Source organism: Streptomyces cylindrosporus (assembly GCF_022698165.1).
Taxonomy (GTDB): domain Bacteria; phylum Actinomycetota; class Actinomycetes; order Streptomycetales; family Streptomycetaceae; genus Streptomyces; species Streptomyces cylindrosporus.
Genome location: NZ_JALDAY010000021.1, coordinates 82544 through 103469, shown reverse-complemented (window position 1 = coordinate 103469; position 20926 = coordinate 82544). Strand labels below are relative to the sequence as shown.

The following is a 20926-nucleotide window of genomic DNA, read 5'->3' as shown; positions in this document are numbered from 1 at the left end:
CCGGCGCGTGCATCACACGGCCCGGGTGACGGCGTGGACGCGGTTCGGCTGAACAGTCGTAACGTGACGAAGGGGGTCCGCCATGACCGGAACCAGGCACATGCATTTCACCCCGCAGGAACGGGCGGACCGCGGCCGGGAGGCGCGCACGCGCGTCCCGCTCGACCTGCACGCGGAGTTCGCGCCCGCCGCCGGCCGCACCGATCCGGTCGAACAGGTCGAGCGGCAGTCCGCGAACCGGCTCCAGGACCTGGTGCCGATCCGCTACGGCCGGATGACCGAGTCGCCGTTCCGGTTCTACCGGGGCGCGGCCGGGGTCATGGCCGCCGACCTCGCCGGGACGCCCGCGAGCGGGATCACTGCCCAGCTGTGCGGGGACGCCCACATGCTGAACTTCCGGCTGCTCGCCTCCCCCGAGCGGCATCTGATGTTCGACGTGAACGACTTCGACGAGACGCTGCCGGGGCCGTGGGAGTGGGACGTCAAGCGCCTGGCGGCCTCGCTGGTGATCGCGGGCCGCGCCAACGGGTTCGGTGACCGGGAGCGGGCGCACGTGGTCCGGGACACGGTGCGCTCCTACCGGGAGTCGATGGACGGCTTCGCCGGGCAGCGCAACCTGGAGGTGTGGTACTCGCGGATCGAGGCGGACGACCTGTTCACCACCCTCTCCGAGCAGTTGGGCCATCGTGAGCAGCGCCGGGTGAGCCGGGCGCTCACCAAGGCGCGCTCCCGGGACCATCTGCACGCGTTCGAGAAGCTGACCCATGTGGTCAAGGGTGAGCGGCGCATCGCCCCCGACCCGCCGCTGGTGGTTCCGCTGGGCGATCTGATGCCCGGGGTGGAGCGGGAGCAGTTGGAGGGGCAGCTGCGGGAGTTGATCGACCGCTACGGCCACACCCTGCCGTCCGACCGGCGGGCGCTGCTGGGTCAGTACCGGGTGGTGGACATGGCGCGCAAGGTGGTCGGTGTGGGCAGCGTGGGCACCCGGTGCTGGATCGTCCTGCTGCTGGGCCGCGACGACCAGGATCCGCTGCTGCTGCAGGCGAAGGAGGCCGGCGAGTCCGTGCTCGCCGAGTTCACGGCCCCGAGCAGCCACGCCAACCAGGGTGAGCGGGTCGTCGCCGGGCAGCGGCTCATGCAGGCGACCAGCGACATGTTCCTCGGCTGGGAGCGGGTCGAGGGCCTGGACGGCCGGCAGCGCGACTTCTACGTCCGCCAGTTGCGTGACTGGAAGGCGATTCCGCAGGCCGACACCATGTCGCCGGAGGTGATGCGGCTGTTCGGCCGGCTGTGCGGGGCGACGCTGGCCCGGGCGCACGCCCGCTCCGGCGACCGGATAGCGATCGCCGCCTACCTGGGCGACACCGACGCCTTCGACCAGGCGATCGCGGCCTTCGCCGAGCTGTACGCCGACCGCAACGAAGCGGACCACCGGGCGCTGACGGAGGCGGTACGGGACGGCCGGGTCACCGCGGTCTCAGCCTGACCACCGGGCCTCCGGCGGCTCAACGGGCTCAACGAGACGGCCGGACCACCGCCGCGCCGCCGCAGCCAGGCCGCCGGGTCACGCCCGCCTCAATCAGACCGCCGAACCAACCACCGCCTCAACCAGACCGCCGCGCCACCACCGCCCCAGCCAGACCGCCCGACCAACCGCCACCCCAACCAGACCGCCGCGCCACCACCGCCCCAGCCAGACCGCCCGACCAACCGCCACCCCAACCAGACCGCCCGACCAACCGCCACCCCAACCAGACCGCCCGACCAACCGCCACCCCAACCAGACCGCCCGACCAACCGCCACCCCAACCAGACCGCCGCGCCACCACCGCCCCAGCCAGACCGCCGCCCCAACCGTCACCTCATCCAGACGGCGGTGCCGCAGCCACCCCGAGCCGCCGCGCGACGGCGTCGACGTGGGCGACGACGTACCCCACTGCGATGCCGACGACGACGGTCGCGAAGAAGAGGATCAGCCAGGACAGCAGGGTGAAGACGGAGCCGAGCGGCCCGTACCGCTCGACGCTCAGCCGCAGCGAGCGCGGCAGCCACAGCCCCGAGACGGCCGAGAACGCGACCACGCCGACGCCGGTGAGGAGCGCGCCGGGCAGCAGCGGCAGCCAGCCCACCCGCCCGACCAGCAGCAGATGCTGCGTCCACCACCACAGCAGACACGCCCCGATCAGCTGAAGGGGCACTCCGAGCAGGGGCCCGGCGCCGAACCCGTCCCGAACCGAACCCTGGAACAGCAGGGCCGCGACCCACACCACCAGCCAGGCGCCCCACCGCCACACCACGCTGCGCAGCCCGGACCGCGGCAGATGCCAGGCCCGCTCGCACAGCCGCTGCAGCGCCCGGCTGAACGCGGTGGCGGACACCAGCGCGACCAGCACACCGACCGCGCCCCAGGTCTCCCGCGCCTGGTCGCCGCCCGCGTACACCCCGTCGACCTGGGCGAGGGCCGGGCCCGAGGCGCCGAGGAGGAGTCGTATCGTCCGCCGCAGTTCGTCGCGGATCCCGGCCGGGGAGAAGGAGGCGATGGCGAAGAGCAGGGGCAGCGCGGTCAGGAAGGCCTGGGCCGCCAGCCGGGTCGCCATGTCGAGGAACCCCACGCTCACCAGCTGACGCCCGATGCCGACCGCCAGGGACCTGCCAACGGCCAGCGACTTGCCGATGGCCGGGGATCTGACGAGACCCGGCAACGCCATGACCGCCTCCTCGGACCGCGGAAGCCTGTCGATCCGCCACCCTCGCCCCGGCCGGCCCCGGCGTGCTTCGCCCGCAGTGGGTGACGCACGGCCCCGGCGAGCCGCGGCGGCCGGTCATCGCCTACCGTGCGTCCTGAACCGACGACGAGGAGAGGTCGATGACGCACAAGGCGCTGATCACGGGCATCGGCGGCAGGGAACCGAAGATCGACGCGGAGGCCTTCGTGGCCCCCACGGCCTCGGTGATCGGCGATGTGACGCTCGCGGCGGGGGCGAGCGTCTGGTACGGCGCGGTACTGCGCGGTGACGTCGAGCGCATCTCCGTGGGCGCCCGGGCGAACATCCAGGACAACTGCACGCTGCACGCCGACCCCGGGTTCCCGGTCAGCATCGGGGAGCGGGTGTCGGTGGGCCACAACGCGGTGGTGCACGGAGCGACGGTCGGCGACGACTGCCTGATCGGCATGGGCGCGACGGTCCTCAACGGCGCGGTGATCGGCGAGGGCTCGCTGATCGCGGCGCAGGCCCTGGTGCCGCAGGGCATGCGGGTCCCGCCGGGTTCACTGGTGGCCGGCGTACCGGCGAAGGTGCGGCGGGAGCTGACCGAGGAGGAGCGCCAGGGCGTGACGCTGAACGGCACGTTCTACGCGGAGCTCGCGAAGTCGCACGACGAGCTGTACGAGCGGTAGCCCTCAGTCGACGGCCGGGACGGGTTCCGTCTCGGCCGCTTCCTTGCGGGCCGTGGCCTTCTTCGCCCTGCGCCGCAGGACGAGCATCGAGGTGAGTCCGATCAGCAGGGCCACCACCAGCCCCAGGTACGAGAACCGCTTCAGCCAGTCCTCGGCGACGACGCCGACGTAGTAGATGACGGCCGTCGTGCCGCCCGCCCAGCAGATGCCGCCCAGGACGTTGGCGATCAGGAACTTCCAGTACGGCATGTGGAGGACGCCCGCCAGGGGGCCGGCGAAGATGCGCAGCAGGGCGACGAAGCGGCCGAAGAAGACCGCCCACATGCCCCACTTCTCGAAGGACCGCTCGGCGGTGGCGACGTGTCCCTCGCTGAAGTGCCGCGGGAACTTCCTGCCCAGCCAGGCCAGCAGCGGACGTCCGCCCTTGCGGCCGATCGCGTAGCCGATGGAGTCGCCGACGACGGCGCCCAGGGTGGCGCACGCGCCGAGCACGACCGGGTTGATCCCGGAGTGCTGGGAGGACATCAGGGCGGCGGAGACCAGGATGATCTCGCCCGGCAGCGGGATGCCCAGGCTCTCCAGACCGATGACCAGTGCCACCACGGCGTAGACGGCTGCCGCGGGCACCGTGTCGAGCCACTCCTGGACGTGCAACGCCGGTTCCTCCCGTTGTGCGAGCTCTGGTTCCGGTGTTCCCGGCGTGCGCCGCACGGGGGCGCACGCCGGGAAGCCTACCGGGTCACCCCGCCGTGGCGGCGTCCCACAGGTCGCACCGGTGCTCCTGGTGCAGGGTGGTACTGAGGGTGTTCCCGCCCTTGGCCGCGGTCTTCAGGGAGAGCACCGTGCCGACGGTGCCCGGCATCGTGGGCTGCCCCGCGGCCCGCGGCACACCGTCGCGCACGAAGGATCCCCAGTACTGCACCATCTGCCGCGACAGCGCCTGCTGCTCGGCGTCGAAAGGTGACTCCAGACCGAAGTGCTTGAAGAGGTACTGGATCTCGTTCACGTGCGTCGCACCGAAGTCGAAGTCGGTGTGCAGGTTGCGCAGGGAGGCGAAGGGCGGGGAGGTGCGGTCCGCGAACTCGTACGAGTAGACGGGACCGCGCGCGGCGAGCAGCCCGTCGAGTCGCAGCGCCGAGCAGCTGAACAGCGTGTCGCCGAGTGCGGTCGCGTAGGCGATGGTCGGCGTGGGGTAGGCCGAGAGCGGGTAGCGCCGCAGGGCCTGCTCGCCGAAGTCGTTCCGCATGACCTCGGGGTACTGCTCGGCTGTGAGCGGTGTGCCGTTCAGATCGAAGGAGGAGAAGGCGAACAGCCGCCCCTCGTCCTTGTTCGAGCCGTTGATCACCGGCACCCGGGACGCGGTCCCCCGGGCGATCGCCTGCTCGGGTTGCACCGGCAGGAAGGCGCCGCCGGTCACCGGTCCCCAGTCGAAGTCCCCCTGTGCTTCGAGGATTTCGCGGGCGGACTTCCCGCGCAGACAGGCCACGTCCGCGCAGCCCAGCCGCTGGGCGAAGGCGGCGCCCTGAGCCACCGCGTCCTCGTGCGTACGCGCGCCGCAGTCGTCGTAGGCGCCGCTCTCGATGATCGCCGAACGGAACAGCCCCTTCGCCGTCGGCGAGGCCAGCTGGGTGCAGACCGAACGGCCGCCCGCCGACTCGCCGGCGATGGTGACGCGGCCCGGATCGCCGCCGAAGCGGCCGATGTTGGCGCGCACCCAGCGCAGCGCGGCCTGTTGGTCGAGCATGCCGAAGTTCCCGGAGACCCCGTCGCGCGCCTCGCCGTCGAGCCCGGCCGCGGCCAGGAAACCCATCGCGCCCAGGCGGTAGTTGACGGTCACGACGACCGTTCCGGTCTGCCGGGCGAAGGCGTCGGGCACGACGTCCTGTCCGGCCCCGGCCGTCAGTCCGCCCCCGTGGAACCAGACGAGCACCGCACGCCGTTCGGACCCCTCGGGCACGTACACGTTGAGATCGAGACAGTCCTCGGTGTACGAGGGCTGCTCGTAGCCCGGGTCCCAACTCGACGTCTGTACACACTTGTTGCCGAAGTCCCGCGCGGAGCGCACCCCGTGCCAGGGCCGGACCGGCCGCGGTTGCCGCCAGCGGAGCTTCCCGACCGGTGGTTCGGCGTACGGGATGCCGAGGAACTGCCGCCCCTCGGCGGTGGTTTCACCGCGCACGGAGCCGGCGTCGGTGCGCACGACCGGATCACGGCCCTGCGCCGCGGCCTGCGCCACGGGCACGGGGGCGACGAGCGCCGCCGCGAGGGCTGTCAGGGCGATGGCGACACGTCGTATCACTTGCCCACCTCCACGGTCGTCCGCAGCCGCAGATCGCGCGAGGACGCGCCGGCCCACACGGTGCGCCGACCGGTCCCGAGCACCCAATCGTGACGCTTCGGGTCCCATGAGGACAATGTGCGTGCGGAGACTTCCACTTCGACGCGCCGGCGCTCCCCCGCCCGCAGGGCGATCCGCCGGAATCCGCCCAACACCCGTACCGCCTGGTCGAGTCGGAGATCGGGCGAGCGCCCGACGTACACCTGCGGCACCGCGATCCCGTCCCGCCGCCCGGTGTTGCGCACGGAGAACGACACCACAAGGCCGCGCCGGGTCCGGTGCGCGCGCAGGTCGTCGTAGGAGAAGGAGGTGTACGACAGTCCGTGCCCGAACGGGAACAGGGGCCGCACGCCTTCGGCGTCGTACCAGCGGTAGCCGGCGTGGATGCCCTCCGAGTACTCCTCGGTGCCGTCCACGCCCGGGTAGCGGAGGGGGTCGCCGGCGACGGGATGGTGGTCGTCGTCGACCGGGAAGGACTGGGTGAGGCGGCCGCCGGGGTCGCACTCGCCGTACAGCACGGCGGCGGTGGCGGCCGCGCCCTCCTGGCCCGGGTAGTACATCTGGAGCACGGCGCCGGTGTGCCCGAGCCACGGCATCGAGGTGGAGGACGAGGTGTTGAGGACGACCGTGGTGCGCGGGTTGGCCGCGGTGACCGCCTCGATCAGCCGGGCCTGCCGGCCGGGGAGGGCGATGGTGGTGCGGTCCAGGCCCTCGGTGGCGTCCTCGTAGGCGAACAGCACCACGTCGCGGGCGGCGCGGGCGACACCCACGGCCTCGGCCACGTCCTGGGCGCGGGTCGCGCCGGTGATCCGCCGCAGCCGGAAGAGCAGTCCGGAGGCCCCGCCCTGCGCGGTGATCTTCAGGGAGTGGGCGCCCTTGGTGAGGGTCAGGGTCTTGCGGCGCACGGAGAGCCCGTCGGGGGCGGCCGAGACGAGCCCGCCCGAGAAGTACTCGCCGTATCCGGCGGCCTGCGGGAACAGCTCGGTGCCGTCGAGGAGGACCTTGGGGCGGGCCGTGGGCGCGGAGGAGAAGTGCAGGACGAAGGTCCACTCGTCGTCCTCGGGGACCGTGAGCGTCCCGTCGTACGTCCAGATCTTGCCGACGCCGACCTGCTGTCCCTCGCTGTCAAAGGCGGGGCTGAGCACGGAGGCGGGGATCGCCTTGCCGAACAGGTCCTCGCCGAGGGCGTAAGTCACCTGTCCCGCGCGGGACTTGATGGCGTCCAGCGGGCTGTCGGCGTGGTCGGGGACGACGTGTGCGCTGCCGCCGCCGCTGACGAAGGGCAGGCTGCCGGTCGGGCCGATCACCGCGACGCTGCCGCCGGGGGCCAGCGGGAGGGTGCGGTGCTCGTTGCGCAGGAGGGTGGCGCCCGCCTTGGCGACCTCCAGGGCGACGGCCGCGCCGGCCGGCGCGTCACGGTCGGGGCGGGGCGGCACGCTGCCGTCGAGCAGGCCGAAGCGGTCCATGACGGCGAGGATCCGGCGTACGGCACGGTCGACATAGCGCTCGGGGACGCTGCCGCTTTGCACGGCCGTCTTGAGCGCCGTACCGAAATAGGTGCCGTCGGGCATCTCCATGTCGAGGCCCGCGGTGATGGCGGCGACGGTGCTGTGGGCGGCGAACCAGTCGGTCATCACCCAGCCCTCGAAGCCCCACCGGTCGCGCAGGATGTCACTGAGCAGGGTCTTGTTCTCGCAGGCGAAGGTGCCGTTGACCTTGTTGTAGGCGCCCATGACGGCGCCGGTGCCGGCTTCCACGGCCGCCTCGAAGCCGCGGAGCTCCAGCTCGTGCATGGTCTGCTCGTCGACCCGCACGTCGATCGACATGCGGTCCTTCTCCTGGTTGTTCATCGCGTAGTGCTTGACGGTGGCGATGAGGTGCTCGCCCTGGATGCCGCGGATCTCGGCGGCGACCATCTCCGACGCGAGGAGGGGGTCCTCGCTGAAGGTCTCGAAGTTGCGGCCCGCGTACGGGGTGCGGATGAGGTTGACCATCGGGGAGAGCAGCACGTCCTGGCCCAGGGCGCGGCCCTCGCGGCCGATGACCTGTCCGTAGCGCCGGGCCAGGTCCGGGTCGAAGGCGGAGGCCAGCAGGACGGGGGCGGGCAGGGCGGTGGCGTGCCGGGTGACGCGGACACCGGCCGGGCCGTCGGCGAGGCGGAGCGGGGGGATGCCGAGGCGCTGCACCCCGGGGACGTAGCCCGCCTGGCCGAGCGAGGCGGGGTCGGTGGCGCCGTGCAGGAGGGAGATCTTCTCGTCGAGGGTGAGCTTGCCGATGAGGCCTTCGACGCGGGGGCCGGCCCCCGCCTCGGGTCTGGTCTGTGCGTGGGCCGGAGAGGTGAGACCGCCGGTGGCCGCCGCGGCGACGGCGATCGCGCCGCCCAGCAGTCGCAGTGCGGATCTCCTCGAGACAGTGTCGGTCATGGGCCGTCACTCCTTCGGTGTGCGGGCACGACGATGTGAACCGCAGGCGCGCCATGGCGTCCCGGCCTGTGTTCGGCATCTGAACGCACTCCGCGTCGGAACCGAATTGACACCCCGTCGGACACCAGCGGCGCGGCGGGAAAACTATGACCGGAGGTGACTCGTGTCAATGATCCGAACAAGAAACAGCCCGAATGCCCACAAGAAACGAATCCGGGGCCACCCCTGGGTGGGGTGACCCCGGCCGTTGTGCCGCGTGTCAGCCGAGGGCGGACCCGAGCGGCGCCGCGAGGGACGAGACCGTGTCGAGTACGTCGGCCGGGAGCGTACCGAGGTCGTCGAGCGGTACCGGCGGGTCGGCCGGCCGGGTCTCGCTGCTGACCTGCGCGTACTTCTTCCCGTACTGCCCCTGCCCCTGCCCCTGCTCCGTGCCCTGCGGTGCCGCCGACGGAGGCGGGCCGACGGGCGGGCGCGGGGTCGCGCCGGGCGGGTCCGGGCGCACGGGCGGCGGCTGCACGCCCTCCACTCCGCCCTGCTGCGGCGTGACCCCCTCGGTGTCGGCGCCGGCTTCGAGCACCCAGCGCTGCCGGGCCGCCCCGTCCCGGCGGGCGACGACGACGGCGTCCCCCTTGCCGGGCGCGACCAGCGATCCCTTGCCCCCGCGCAGCAGCAGCTCGCCGCGCACGGTGAGGTCGAAGCGCACCTCCCCCGCGTGTACGACACAACCGGCCAGGGTCACCGAACCGTCCGCGGTGTCGGCGTCCAGGCAGAGTGCGGGGTCCGCCCCGCTGCGCAGGAGGCCGTCGTCCTGGTACGACCACTGCTGGGACCCGGCGGTCGAGCACGCCGCCAGGACGAGGGCGGCGCCGGTCCGGGCCCGGCCGCCGTCGACGTCGAGGCAGAGCCCGGCGCTCGGGTTGCGCAGCCTGCCGCGCCCGACCTCGATCGGCTGCTCCGCGGAGGCGGCCGAGGGGGATCCGGCCGAGGTCCCGGTCGCGGAGCGCCCCGGGTCGATGGAGCTGCCGCTCTGCGCTCCCCAGGTGGCCTGCGGGTCCGGGACACCGTTGTCGTCGGTCCAGCCCTTGGCGACCAGGACGGTGGCGAGCAGAGCGAGGGAGGTGAGACCGACGCCGACGACGACGGCCTTGGTGCTTCTCCGGGGGGCGGCCGGGCGGTGACGTCCGCCGCCGGCGGGCCGCAGGAGTCCGCGCCCCGGCGCCGGGGCCCGCTCGCCGCCGCGGCCGGGGCGGGAGTCGAGATAGCGCCGGGCGCCCCAGCCGAGGACGGTCTCGGCGAGGAGCACGTCGAGGCCGCCCTCGAAATGGCTCAACTGCTCGGCGGCGTGCCGGCAGTAGCGGCACTCGGCCAGATGCTGCTGGACATCCGGGAGCAGGGCGCCGCCCCGGCGTATCGGGACGTCGAGGAGGCGGTTGTAGAAGCGGCATTCCTTGCCCGGCGCGAGTTCCCCGTGGGCGCGCACGCAGCCGGTCCGGAATTGCTCGCGCGCCTGGTCGAGGGCGGCCGTCGCGGTGGGCACGTCCACCCCCAACAGACCGGCCGGTACGGTTATGGGTTCGGCCTCGACCTCGGTGTGCCACAACAGGCATTGCGAGGCCCCAGGAAGGGCCCGGAATGCACGCTCGGCGAGCAATCGCCTTTCGGGCGTCACGGAGCGTGCCGCCCGCAGTCCGCGACCGCCGGTCGGTTTGCGGAGTTCCGGCAGGACCAGAGAAATGCGGTCGTCGGCGGCCCACTCCTTGACGGTGTCCCGTACGGCGGTCAGAAGCTGTGGCCGAAGGGCTCCGCCGGCCGGCTTCCCGAGCACTCGGTGGAATGCGGCGGCCGCCGCCATGGACGCCGAGTGTTCCGGGGCGGCCAGACAGATCGCCGCGTAGTCATATGTCGCGCGCCAGTGCCGGGCCAGCAGCAATGCGCCGGCCCGGGCACCCGCGGCCCCCTGGTCCAGTTGTGCGACGAGGTTGCGGTCGGACTCGGCCGGCCCCGATCCGGGACGCGGCGGATAGGGCGGACGTGGGGGGTATGGGGATTGCACTGAACCAATTCCTTCCACCGCGGGACGGTAAGCGGAATACGCACGTCCATCGGAAAGCAGGTGCCTGATTGGTGCATACCTATGCGCGTCGGGTCCAGGAGCGTCACAGGGCCGCTCACTTTCGCACAATTGACTCACAGCAAACAAGGAGTTCGAGTGACCCAAGTTCAAAAACGGGAAAGTTCAGATAAGTTACCGCGGGTATCCGCACCCGCATTCGAAACGCCCGGCACCTGCGCGTCAACTTGTGTACACCGAAAGACGGTTGGCACACGAAATCTCCAACTTCTGATCCCCCGTCACACCCCCGCCGCCGACCCACAGCGTTCTCCGAACTTTCTCCCGGGAAGCTCTCATTCCCGTGGGCCAGCATGGCCCGCATGAGCGCCCCCCACTCTTCGAGCACCCCCACCCGCACGGTCCGCAAGGCCGTCGTCCCCGCGGCCGGACTCGGCACGCGCTTCCTGCCGGCGACCAAGGCCACACCCAAGGAGATGCTGCCGGTCGTCGACAAGCCGGCCATCCAGTACGTCGTCGAGGAGGCCGCCGCGGCCGGTCTGGACGACGTCCTCATGGTCACCGGCCGGCACAAGCGCTCCATCGAGGACCACTTCGACAACGCCTTCGAGCTGGAGCAGGCCCTCGCGGCCAAGGGCGACGCCGTGCGGCTGGACGCGGTGCGCGATCCGGCCCGGCTGGCCAACATCCACCACATCCGCCAGGGCGAGCCACTCGGCCTCGGCCACGCGGTGCTGTGCGCCCGCCGGCACGTCGGCGACCAGCCCTTCGCGGTCCTGCTCGGCGACGACCTGATCGACCCGCGCGAGACGCTGCTCAGCCGGATGCTCGACGTCCGCGACCGGCACCAGGGCAGCGTGATCGCGCTCATGAAGGTACCGCCGGAGCAGATCCACCTCTACGGCTGCGCGGCGGTGGAGGCGACCGGCGAGGACGACGTGGTCCGGGTCACCGGCCTGGTCGAGAAGCCGTCACCCCAGGACGCGCCCAGCCACTACGCCGTCATCGGCCGTTACGTCCTCGACCCGGCCGTCTTCGACACCCTGGAGCGCACGCGGCCCGGCCGGGGCGGCGAGATCCAGCTGACCGACGCCCTCCAGGAACTGGCCGCGGGCGGCACGGTCCACGGGGTCGTCTTCGACGGACTGCGCTACGACACCGGCGACAAGGCAGACTACCTGCGCACGGTGGTCCGCCTGGCCTGCGACCGCGACGACCTGGGCCCCGAATTCGTGGCCTGGCTCAAGGAGTTCGTGTCGGGACTGGAGAGCGGCGGCGCGGACCGCGGGCGGCTGGCCGCCTGACGGGACGCCGGAGGCCCGGGGGACGACGCACCCCCGGGCCTCCTGTCCGGATCCTGGTCAGCCGTTCGGCCGGAGCGTCCAGACGACGGTCATCTCCGCGGTGACGGCTCCGTCCCCGCGCCGGACCTCGATCGACACCGGGAACTCGGGGCGCCCGCCGGCGTCCAGCTCCGCGACGACGTCGACGGCCGGACGGCCGAGGGTCGCCGTCGCCGTGACGGTCCCCATGGCCAGCTTCCGGTACGCGATCTCGGCACGGACGGCGAGCGGCACGGCCCGTGCCAGCTGGTCCCCGAACGCGCCCAGCACGATCGTGCCGCTGGCCGTCTCCCCGAGCGTGAAGATCGCGCCGGCGTGCGGCCCGCCCACGTGGTTGTGGTACTCGCCCTGGTCCGGCAGTGCCACCACGGCCTTCTCCGCCGTGGTCTCCAGGAACTCCAGGTTCAGCGTCCGGGCCATCGGCACGGTCGCGGCGAGCATCTCGCCGATCGACATCTGGTCTGCGCTCATGAACCGCATGTTACTCACGAGTATCCTCAGGTGGCCAGATCCTCGTGTGGCCGGATCCTTGTGACGAGCGACGCACTACACGGCTCAGCCGATGCCGAAGGCCCCGTCCGGGGGCTCGGGCGACGGTACGGCGTCCTCGTCCCGCACCGGCCGGGCCGAACCGATGAACTCCCGCAGCCCCGCACCGTGTTCGACGCGGGCCGGGAAGGCGTCGGCCGCGGTGCGGCGGGCCAGGGCGCCGATGTCGACGGGCTGGTGCGAGGCGACGAGCACGGCGTTGCCGAAGCGCCGGCCGCGCAGGACGGCGGGTTCGGCGATGAGGACCAGCTCCTCGAACTCCTCGGCGAAGGTGGCGAGTTGGGAGCGGAGGAAGCCGAAGGGGGCGGAGTCGGCGAGGTTGGCGAGGTAGACGCCGTCGCCACGCAGGACCCGGCCGGCCTCACGGGCGTACCCGAGGCAGGTCAGGTGCGCCGGAACGCGTGAGCCGCCGAAGACGTCGGCGACGATCACGTCCGCCGAGTCGGCGGGGGCGGCTTCCAGCCAGGCGCGGGCGTCGGCGGGATGCAGCGAGACACCGGCGCCCTCCGGCAGCGGCAACTCCTCGACGACAAGCTCCAGCAGCCCGCGATCGGCCTCGACGACGTCCTGCCGCGACCCCGGCCGGGTCACCGCGAGATACCGGGGCAGGGTGAGCGCACCGCCGCCGAGATGCAGCACGTCCAACGGCTGCCCCGGTTCACCGAGGATGTCCAGCACATGCCCCAGCCGCCGCGCGTACTCGAACTCCAGATGGTCCGGCTCATCGAGATCCACGTACGACTGCGGAGCCCCGTCGACGGTGAGCAGCCAGGCCCGCTTCCGGTCGACGTCGGGCATGAGCTTGGCGAAGCCGAAGTCGGTCGTCCTGCTCACGGGGATGGGTTCGGTCACTCCTCCATTGTGGGGCGGCGTCAGCGCCCCCGAAGGGGCGCGGGGAACTGCGCGACCAGCCACAACGGCCCCGCAGTCCCCCACGCACATTCACCTCACTCCACAGAGGTCACGGTCCCGGCCCCCACGGTCCGTCCACCCTCACGAATGGCGAACCCCAGCCCGGCCTCCAGAGGCACGTCCCGCCCCAGCTCAACGGTCATGCTCACCGTGTCCCCCGGCCGAGCCACGGCGACCTCACCGAGGTCGACGTCCCCCACCACATCCGCGGTCCGGATGTAGAACTGCGGCCGGTACCCGCTCGCGACCGGCGTCGTACGACCCCCCTCCCGGGCGGACAGCACGTACACCTGAGCCGAGAACCGCCGCCCGGGCACCACGCTCCCCGGCGCGGCGACCACATGCCCCCGCCGCACCGCGTCCCGCGGGACGCCCCGCAGCAGCAGCGCCACGTTGTCCCCGGCCTGCGCCTCGTCCATCGGCTTCCCGAAGGTCTCGAGACCGGTGACGACGGTGTCGACACCGGCGCCGAGCACTTCGACCCGGTCGCCCACCCGGACCGTGCCCCGCTCGACCGCGCCCGTCACCACGGTCCCCCGACCGGTGATGGTGAGCACGTTCTCGACCGGCAGCAGGAACGGCGCGTCCAAGTACCGCTCCGGCATGGGCACATACGTGTCCACCGCGTCGAGCAGCGCCTCGATGGACGCCGTCCAGCGCGGGTCGCCCTCCAGGGCCCTCAGCCCCGAGACCCGTACGACGGGCACGGCGTCGCCGCCGTAACCCTGCGCGGTGAGCAGCTCGCGGACCTCCAGCTCGACGAGCTCGACCAGCTCCTCGTCGGCCGAGTCGGCCTTGTTCAGCGCCACCACGATGTGGTCCACACCCACCTGGCGGGCGAGCAGGACGTGTTCGGCGGTCTGCGGCATGATCCCGTCGAGCGCGGAGACGACGAGGATCGCCCCGTCGAGCTGCGCGGCTCCGGTGACCATGTTCTTGACGTAGTCGGCGTGGCCCGGCATGTCCACGTGGGCGTAGTGCCGGGTGTCGGTCTCGTACTCGACGTGTGCGATGTTGATGGTGATGCCGCGGGCGGCCTCCTCCGGGGCGCGGTCGATCCGGTCGAACGGCACGAACGTGCCGCTGCCGCGGGCGGCCAGGACCTTGGTGATGGCGGCGGTCAGGGTGGTCTTGCCGTGGTCGACGTGACCCATCGTGCCGATGTTCAGATGCGGTTTGGTCCGCACGTATGCCGTCTTGGGCATGGCTGTACCTCGAAGTCTCTTCGTCAGGAAAGCGGGGACCCCAAGGACTTGCCGACCCTCCCCCTGCGGGGTCCGCCGGACGATCCGGAGAGGGTCAGCTTCGGGCGCCGTCGACGGCCGTCAGGAAAACGGGAACGGCAGCCTTCGGCGCATCCGCGACTGCGGATGCTGCGAGGACGAAGGCGTGCCGGAACATGACGCCGATCATTGCCCACACCCGGCCCGACGTCGAACGATTTTTCCCCGTACGGGACTTCACGCCCCGATGTTCTTCAGCGCCTCCCGCACCGACAGCGGCGCGAACCTCCCCCGCTCGCGCGCCAGGAAGCCCCGCACGGCCTCCGGGTCGGTCTTGGCGTACTCGCGCAGGCACCAGCCGATGGCCTTGCGGATGAAGAAGTCGGGGTGGCCGGACTGGCGCAGGCAGTAGGCGAAGAGGCGTTCGGTGTCGGTGCGTTCCTTGTAGCGCAGCTGGTGCAGCAGTGCGGTGCGGGCGATCCACAGGTCGTCGTCGACGATCCAGGCGTCCATGTCGGCGGTGAGCTTCGGGTCGGCCGCGACCAGGGCGCCGACGACATGGGCGGCGAGCAGGTCGACGGTGTCCCACCAGGAGACGGTGGCGACGAGGTGCCGGGCCACCGGCAGGAAGGCGGAGGAGCACACGCGCGCGTGGCGGCGCAGATAGTCGACGGCGAAGTAGTGGTACTCGCGCTCGGGCAGCCGCCAGCAGCGCAGGGCGATCGCGGTGCAGTCGGCCTCGGCGGGGCGCGGCAGGCCCTCCAGGACGGTGCGGGACAGGGCGCGGCGCACGGGGGTGGTCAGGCCCAGGAAGGGCGCCACGTCCTTCATGTACGCGCGCATGGGCGCGGCCTGCTCGGGGTCGGCCGCGGCGCCGTAGACGGCGGTGAGCCGCTCCAGCACGGAGTCGGCGAGTGTGCTGGACGGCACACGCGGAATGTCCGCAGCTGTGACGCTCATGAGACGAACCATACGGCGATCACACATATCCGTCGGTTAGTGTCGCCGAATGCTCGATGCCACCACCCGCTCTGGGGGCACCGCCACGGCCTCTCCCCGGGCCGCCGCCACGGAGCTCGCCGTCACCGTGCCCGTAGTCGCCGCCGCCGTCGCGCCGACTCCTCCGCTCGTGCGCCTCGGCAGACTCCTGCTGTCGCCCTGGGCCAGGTTCTCGCTGCTCGTCGCGCTGCTCGCGGGCGCAGGGGCGAGCGTGCTGCTGTTCCAGCCGCAGAAGCTGCTCGCCGACGGCTGGCCACCGCAGTTGGGCGGCGCCACGGCGGCCGTCGTGTTCGCGGTGGCGTACGGCGTGGTCACGGTCGCGTTCGTGCCGCGTCCGCTGCTCAACCTGGCCGCGGGCGCGCTGTTCGGCTCCGCGCTGGGTCTGGGGGTGTCCCTGGCCGGGACGGTGCTGGGGGCCGGGCTCGCGTTCGGGCTCGGCCGGGTGCTGGGGCAGGACGCGCTGCGGCCGCTGCTGCGGGGGCGGCTGCTGAAGGCCGCGGACGGGCAGTTGAGCCGGCACGGGATGCGCTCGATGCTCGCGGCGCGGCTCTTTCCCGGGCTGCCGTTCTGGGGTGTGAACTACTGCGCGGCCGTCTCCCGGATGGACTGGACGTCCTTCCTGGTGGCGACCGCGCTGGGGTCGGTCCCGAACACGGCGGCCTATGTGGTCGCCGGTGCCCGGGCCTCGTCCCCGACCTCCCCCGTCTTCCTGATCGCGCTCGCCGCCATCGCGCTGCCGACGGTGGCGGGCGCGGTGGTGGCCTGGCGCAAGCGCCATCACTTCCGGGGCCGGTAGTCGTTACGCCGCTTCGAGGATCATCGCGTTGGCGAGGCCGCCCGCCTCGCACATGGTCTGCAGGGCGTAACGCGCTCCACGCGCGTGCATGGCGTGCACGAGGGTGGTCGTCAGGCGGGTGCCGCTCGCGCCGAGCGGATGCCCGATGGCGATCGCGCCGCCGTTGACGTTCACCTTGTCGAGGTCCGCGCCGGTCTCCTGCTGCCAGGCCAGGACGACGCTGGAGAAGGCCTCGTTGACCTCGAACAGGTCGATGTCGTCGAGGGTCAGGTTCGCCCGGCGCAGCACCTTCTCCGTGGCCGGGATGACGCCGGTGAGCATGAGGACCGGGTCCGAGCCGGTGACGGCGAAGCTGTGCAGGCGGGCCAGCGGGCGCAGGCCGAGCCGGGCCGCGGTCTCGCCGGACATGATGAGGACCGCGGAGGCGCCGTCGTTGATCGGGCTGGCGTTGCCCGCGGTGACGTTCCACTCGATCTGCGGGTAGCGCTCGGCGAAACCCGGGTCGTAGTAGGCGGACTTGAGGCCGGCCAGGATCTCGGGAGTGCTGCCCGGCCGTACGCACTCGTCGCGCGTGACGCCCTCCAGGGGGGCCACCTCGGCGTCGAAGAGGCCCTGCTCCCAGGCGGCCGCCGCCTTGCGGTGCGAGGAGACCGCGAAGGCGTCCATCTGCTCGCGGCTTATCGACCACTTGGCGGCGATCAGCTCGGCGCTGATGCCCTGCGGGACGAGGCCCTCCGGGAAGCGCTCGGCGACGCCCGGGCCGAAGGGGTCCTTGCCGGCCGGGACGTTGGACCACATCGGCACCCGGCTCATGGACTCCACCCCGCAGGCGACGACGATGTCGTACGCGCCCGAGATGACGCCCTGCGCCGCGAAGTGCACGGCCTGCTGGGAGGAGCCGCACTGGCGGTCCACGGTGGTCGCCGGGACCGTGTCCGGGAAGCCGGCCGACAGCACGGCGTAGCGGGTGGTGTTCATGGCCTGCTCGCCGACCTGGTCGACGGTGCCGCCGATGACGTCGTCGATCAGCGCCGGGTCGACTCCGGAGCGCTCGACGAGGGTGCGCAGGGTGTGGGCGAGCAGTTCGACGGGGTGGACGTGGGCGAGGGCGCCGCCCGGCTTGCCCTTGCCTATCGGGGTACGTACGGCTTCGACGACGACTGCGTCACGCATGGTGCGGGCCTCCGGTGGAAGCGACGGGAACTACCAGTGAGTAGGGAATCCAAACTCACCATAGCTCCGTGAGTTTGAAAATCCAACCCTCCTCTAGACTGGGCGTCATGGCCGCCAACGGAGATCCGCGCCCCTGCTCCATCGCCGACGCACTGGCAGTCGTCGGCGAGAAGTACTCCCTGCTCGTCCTGCGGGAGGTGTGCCTCGGCAACGGCCGCTTCGACCAACTGGTGCGCAACATCGGCGCCCCGCGCGACGTCCTGTCCAGCCGCCTGCGCCGCCTCGTAGACGCGGGCATCCTGACGAAGCGCGCCTACAGCGAACGGCCGCAGCGCTTCGAATACCGGCCCACGCAGGCCGGACTGGAGCTGGAACCCGTCCTGATGACCCTCAAGGAGTGGGGCGACCGCCACATCCGGGGCGGTGTGAACCTGCCCATGATGGTCGAACACATCTGCGGCCACGAACTCGTCCCGCTCGTCACCTGCCGGTCCTGCGGGAAACCGGTCCACCACGAGGACCTGACGGCCCACCCCCAGGCGGAGGGCTGGACGGTGACGGGGCCGACGGCGGCCTGACGCCTGCCGTCAGGCGGGCCCCGGGTACACGTCCAACCGCCCGCACATCCCGAACTTGCCGTGCGCCGAAGGCAGTTCGGCCCGTACGGTGGCGTCCGCCAGGTGGGACGTGTCGCCCTGTTCGAGGCGGCGCAGCTGCTCCCCCGTGGCAGCTGCGGCCGCCTCGGCGCCCCGGCGCCAGCGCTCGCGCCACTCGGCGAGCCGGGGACGTACCAGTGCTGCCGCGGCGCGGTGGAAGGCGGCCAGCGGCTCGGGGCCGTCCGCCTCGCGCAGTGCCCGGTAGCCCTCCAGGGCGAGGTCCCGGCGGGCCCGGGCGACCCGCTCCTGCTCGGCCTCCGGCGCGTCCGCGGGGATCCTGGTCGCGGCCGCGTACGTCTCCGGATCGGTGAGGTAGCGCGGCGGCAGCGTCAGGACCGCGTCGCCCGCCTCCGGCAGGCCGCTGTTCTGCATCAGCACCGTGATGCGCAGGTCGTCCTCGTTGACGAGGCGGTGGATCGTGCCCGGCGTGAACCAGGCGACCGTGCCGGGCACGAGGGGCGTGACCTCGTACCCGGACGTCGTGAGCGTCTGCACCGCGCCCCGGCCGCCCGTGACGACGTACCCCTCCGAACAGGTCAGGTGCATATGGGGAGTTCCGCCGCAGACGCCGTCGGCGGCGGGCCAGTCGTAGACGCGCAGGTGCGAGACGGCGACGCCGCCCGGCAGGCCGGTGAATGCGCCGGTGTTCACCACGGGTGCGCCTCCAGGTACTTGGCGATCTCCTCCCGCTCCCAGACCCCGTCGGCCACCACCACGCGGTAGCGGCGGGTGAGCGTGGCGCCGGGGGCCAGCTCCAGCTCGTCGTAGAAGGCCCAGGACGGGGCCACGCCGGCGAACGGCTCGTTGCGGACGAACCAGTGGGCCGGGTGGGCTCCCCCGGCCCCGAGGTGGTCGTTCTCGGGGGCGTGCGCGAAGACGAGCGTCGCGTGGCCGTCGCTGCCGTCGTGCTCGCCGGAGAAGGCGAGCCAGGGCGCCTGCTCGCCCATCAGGCCGGGGCCCTCGGACTCCGGGCCGATGATGCGGCCGTCGCGGAAGGCGCGCGGGCCCCGCCAGAACAAACCCGTGTAACCGGCCAGTTCGCGCCCGGCGGAGGTCGGGCTGCCGAACCGCAGCGGCTCGTCGCGCCGGTTGGTGACCGCGCTGGTCCAGGTCAGCGCCCAGGAACCGGACTCGCGGTCGACGTCGTGCACCTCGATCAACCGCCGCTCGTCGGCCCACAGTTCACCGCTGTACGGGTGCCAGGTGAGCCGCTCCGCGATGACGGCCCGGTCCTCGTGCACGGCGACCTCGTCGAAGGCGACGTGCGCCATCGAGCCGACACGCTCGGGGAGTTCGAGGTAGCCCTCGCCGTGCACGTACGAGTTGCCGCCCCACAGGTTGGCGCCGGACAGGTGCGAGGCCGTCAGCTGGAGGCCCTTGTGCCAGCGGTGGTCGTTGGGCCGGTAGTCGGTGACGACGTCGCCGGCCAGGGTGCGCATCGGGTGCACATACGGCTTCGGGGCCTCCCAGGCGGCCTCGGGCGCGTACACGTAGCTCAGCACCTCGACGCCGGTGGCCGGTTCGGTGAGCGTGATCCGCTCGCCGTGGGCGTGGACGAGACGCAGGCCGGTCATGCGGACACCTCCTCGGCGGCCACGGGTGCCCACCCGGGGACGTTCCCGTGCATCGCCGTGTAGAACGAGTCGCCGGGCCCGATCTCGCCCGCCCTCACCGTGCTGTCGGTGAACGCCGACTTGTACAGCGCGGCGATCAGCTCCAGGCTCGTGCGCCCGTCCGCGCCGCTGCTGCGCGGCCGCTCGCCCTTGCGCATGCTCGCGACCAGCTCGCGCAGCTGCTCCAGGTGCGAGCTGGGCACGTCCGCGCCGAAGTCCTGCCAGGCGGCGGCCTCGTCGCCGGGCACCTCCGGGGCCGGGACGATCCGCCAGTTCGCGTTGGAGTGGCCGTAGAGGTGGGTGAGCTCGACGGTGGCGCGCTCGCAGTCAATGCGGATGCGGCTGACCTCCTCGGGGCTGAGCACGCTGTTGACGACGGTCGCCAGCGCGCCGTTCTCGAAGCGGACCAGGGCCGTCGACACGTCCTCGGTCTCCACGTCGTGCACCAGCCGCCCGGCCATCGCCCGCACCTCGCTCCACGGCCCGAGCAGGTCCAGCAGGAGGTCCATCTGATGGATCCCGTGCCCCATCGCGGGCCCGCCGCCCTCCGTCGCCCAGCGTCCGCGCCAGGGCACGGCGTAGTAGGCGGTGTCCCGGTACCAGGTGGTCTGGCAGTGCGCGACGAGCGGCCGGCCCATGGCCCGCTCGGCCAGCAGCCGCCGTACATGCCGCGAACCGGAACCGAAGCGGTGCTGGAAGACGATGGACGCGTACGGGCCGCTCTCCGTGCCCTCCTCGGCCTCCACGGCGTCGTAGTCGGCGAGCGTCGGCACCGGCGGCTTCTCGCACCACACCCAGGCCCCGGCCCGCAGCGCGGCGATCGTCTGCGCGCGGTGCAGGGTCGGTGGGGTGCAGATGCTGACCAGGTCGGGGCGCTGCTCCTCCAGCATGCGGTCCAGGTCGGTGTACGCGTGCGGGATCCCGGTCTGCTCGCAGAACTCCTCGACCGCGATGGCATCGATGTCGACCGCGGCGACGACCTCCGTCTCGCCCTCCTCGGCGAGCCTGTTCAGCGCGGGCAGATGCGAGCCGCGGCCGATGGCCCCGGTGCCGATGATCGCGGCCCGGACACGGCGGCCGGCGAGCGGGCCGGAGGGGGGCTGGGACGTCCCTGGGCGGGTCTCGGGCGTGGACATGGACGCGATCAGCACTCCTCCGGGGACGGCGGGTCTAAGAGGAGGAACAGCAAGCGCTTTCTCCTCCATGGAAGGTAAGCCGCGCCCCCGCGCAAGGTCAACCACCCGAAACCCATGGTCGCGGGCCGCCCGCGAAACCCCTGTGCGGGAGCTGTCCGTGCCGGAACCCCTGTGGGGGCGCTGTCAGTGCCGGACGCTAGGCTGCCCCCACACCCGTGATCACGACGCCCGGCGGCGCGACGCCCTGTCCGCCTGCCTCGACGCCCTGTCCGCCCGCCACGATCAGCACTTGGACGC

Annotated in this window: 18 protein-coding genes; 5 read left to right on the top strand and 13 right to left on the bottom strand. The window is 72.3% G+C overall.

Annotation, left to right across the window (positions count from 1 at the left end; translation table 11 throughout):
* Window positions 1-82: 82 nt before the first annotated feature.
* Window positions 83-1486: a DUF2252 domain-containing protein gene (locus MQP27_RS47850; RefSeq protein ID WP_242777807.1), complete on the top strand. Its 1404-nt coding sequence runs from the start codon at window positions 83-85 to the stop codon at window positions 1484-1486.
* Window positions 1487-1862: 376 nt separating this feature from the next.
* Here MQP27_RS47850 and MQP27_RS47845 read toward each other — a convergent pair whose 3' ends face one another.
* Window positions 1863-2708, bottom strand: coding sequence for a YhjD/YihY/BrkB family envelope integrity protein (locus MQP27_RS47845; protein WP_242777804.1), 846 nt, complete (start codon window positions 2706-2708; stop codon window positions 1863-1865).
* Between the two features lie 158 nt (window positions 2709-2866).
* Between MQP27_RS47845 and MQP27_RS47840 the strand changes: the two genes are divergently transcribed.
* The gene (locus MQP27_RS47840) at window positions 2867-3397 is read left to right on the top strand and encodes a gamma carbonic anhydrase family protein (RefSeq protein WP_242777801.1); all 531 of its coding nucleotides are present in this window, start codon (window positions 2867-2869) and stop codon (window positions 3395-3397) included.
* Between the two features lie 3 nt (window positions 3398-3400).
* On the opposite strand, the gene MQP27_RS47835 is transcribed toward MQP27_RS47840, so the two are convergent.
* From MQP27_RS47835 to MQP27_RS47820, 4 genes are all read right to left on the bottom strand, one after another.
* Entirely contained in the window at window positions 3401-4051 is a 651-nt protein-coding gene (locus tag MQP27_RS47835) for a DedA family protein (protein WP_242777798.1), read from the bottom strand.
* Window positions 4052-4136: 85 nt separating this feature from the next.
* Window positions 4137-5696, bottom strand: a complete 1560-nt coding sequence (locus tag MQP27_RS47830; RefSeq protein WP_242777795.1) for a carboxylesterase/lipase family protein — start codon at window positions 5694-5696, stop codon at window positions 4137-4139.
* The gene (locus MQP27_RS47825; RefSeq protein WP_242777792.1) at window positions 5693-8158 is read right to left on the bottom strand and encodes a beta-glucosidase; all 2466 of its coding nucleotides are present in this window, start codon (window positions 8156-8158) and stop codon (window positions 5693-5695) included. The genes MQP27_RS47830 and MQP27_RS47825 overlap by 4 nt, the downstream gene beginning before the upstream one ends.
* Window positions 8159-8417: 259 nt before the next feature.
* Window positions 8418-10211, bottom strand: coding sequence for an RICIN domain-containing protein (locus MQP27_RS47820; protein ID WP_242777789.1), 1794 nt, complete (start codon window positions 10209-10211; stop codon window positions 8418-8420).
* Between the two features lie 380 nt (window positions 10212-10591).
* On the opposite strand from MQP27_RS47820, the gene galU reads away from it, so the two are divergent.
* Window positions 10592-11533 (top strand): UTP--glucose-1-phosphate uridylyltransferase GalU, encoded by a 942-nt coding sequence (gene galU, locus MQP27_RS47815; RefSeq protein WP_242777787.1) that lies wholly within the window; start codon window positions 10592-10594, stop codon window positions 11531-11533.
* Between the two features lie 57 nt (window positions 11534-11590).
* On the opposite strand, the gene MQP27_RS47810 is transcribed toward galU, so the two are convergent.
* From MQP27_RS47810 to MQP27_RS47795, 4 genes are all read right to left on the bottom strand, one after another.
* Window positions 11591-12028, bottom strand: coding sequence for a DUF4442 domain-containing protein (locus MQP27_RS47810; protein WP_242777905.1), 438 nt, complete (start codon window positions 12026-12028; stop codon window positions 11591-11593).
* 99 nt (window positions 12029-12127) lie between these two features.
* Complete coding sequence (locus MQP27_RS47805) at window positions 12128-12973, bottom strand: spermidine synthase (RefSeq protein ID WP_242777785.1); 846 nt, start codon at window positions 12971-12973, stop codon at window positions 12128-12130.
* A gap of 95 nt (window positions 12974-13068) precedes the next feature.
* Entirely contained in the window at window positions 13069-14238 is a 1170-nt protein-coding gene (gene tuf, locus MQP27_RS47800; protein ID WP_242777783.1) for an elongation factor Tu, read from the bottom strand.
* A gap of 255 nt (window positions 14239-14493) precedes the next feature.
* Entirely contained in the window at window positions 14494-15216 is a 723-nt protein-coding gene (locus MQP27_RS47795; RefSeq protein WP_242777781.1) for a DNA alkylation repair protein, read from the bottom strand.
* Window positions 15217-15265: 49 nt separating this feature from the next.
* Here MQP27_RS47795 and MQP27_RS47790 point away from each other — a divergent pair, with 49 nt between their 5' ends.
* On the top strand, window positions 15266-16051 hold the full coding sequence (locus tag MQP27_RS47790) for a TVP38/TMEM64 family protein (RefSeq protein WP_242777779.1): 786 nt from the start codon (window positions 15266-15268) through the stop codon (window positions 16049-16051).
* A 3-nt stretch (window positions 16052-16054) separates the two neighbouring features.
* Here MQP27_RS47790 and MQP27_RS47785 read toward each other — a convergent pair whose 3' ends face one another.
* Window positions 16055-17224, bottom strand: a complete 1170-nt coding sequence (locus MQP27_RS47785) for a thiolase family protein (RefSeq protein ID WP_242777777.1) — start codon at window positions 17222-17224, stop codon at window positions 16055-16057.
* Window positions 17225-17331: 107 nt separating this feature from the next.
* Between MQP27_RS47785 and MQP27_RS47780 the strand changes: the two genes are divergently transcribed.
* Entirely contained in the window at window positions 17332-17802 is a 471-nt protein-coding gene (locus tag MQP27_RS47780) for a winged helix-turn-helix transcriptional regulator (RefSeq protein WP_242777775.1), read from the top strand.
* 9 nt (window positions 17803-17811) lie between these two features.
* Here MQP27_RS47780 and MQP27_RS47775 read toward each other — a convergent pair whose 3' ends face one another.
* From MQP27_RS47775 to MQP27_RS47765, 3 genes are read right to left on the bottom strand one after another with little or no spacing between them, the layout of a single operon-like run.
* Entirely contained in the window at window positions 17812-18531 is a 720-nt protein-coding gene (locus tag MQP27_RS47775) for a cupin domain-containing protein (protein WP_372511472.1), read from the bottom strand.
* A complete protein-coding gene (locus tag MQP27_RS47770; protein ID WP_242777771.1) occupies window positions 18528-19454 on the bottom strand; it encodes a DUF6807 domain-containing protein in 927 nt (308 codons plus the stop codon). The genes MQP27_RS47775 and MQP27_RS47770 overlap by 4 nt, the downstream gene beginning before the upstream one ends.
* Window positions 19451-20629, bottom strand: a complete 1179-nt coding sequence (locus MQP27_RS47765; protein ID WP_242777769.1) for a Gfo/Idh/MocA family protein — start codon at window positions 20627-20629, stop codon at window positions 19451-19453. Before MQP27_RS47765 ends, MQP27_RS47770 begins: the two co-directional genes overlap by 4 nt.
* Window positions 20630-20926 lie beyond the last annotated feature (297 nt).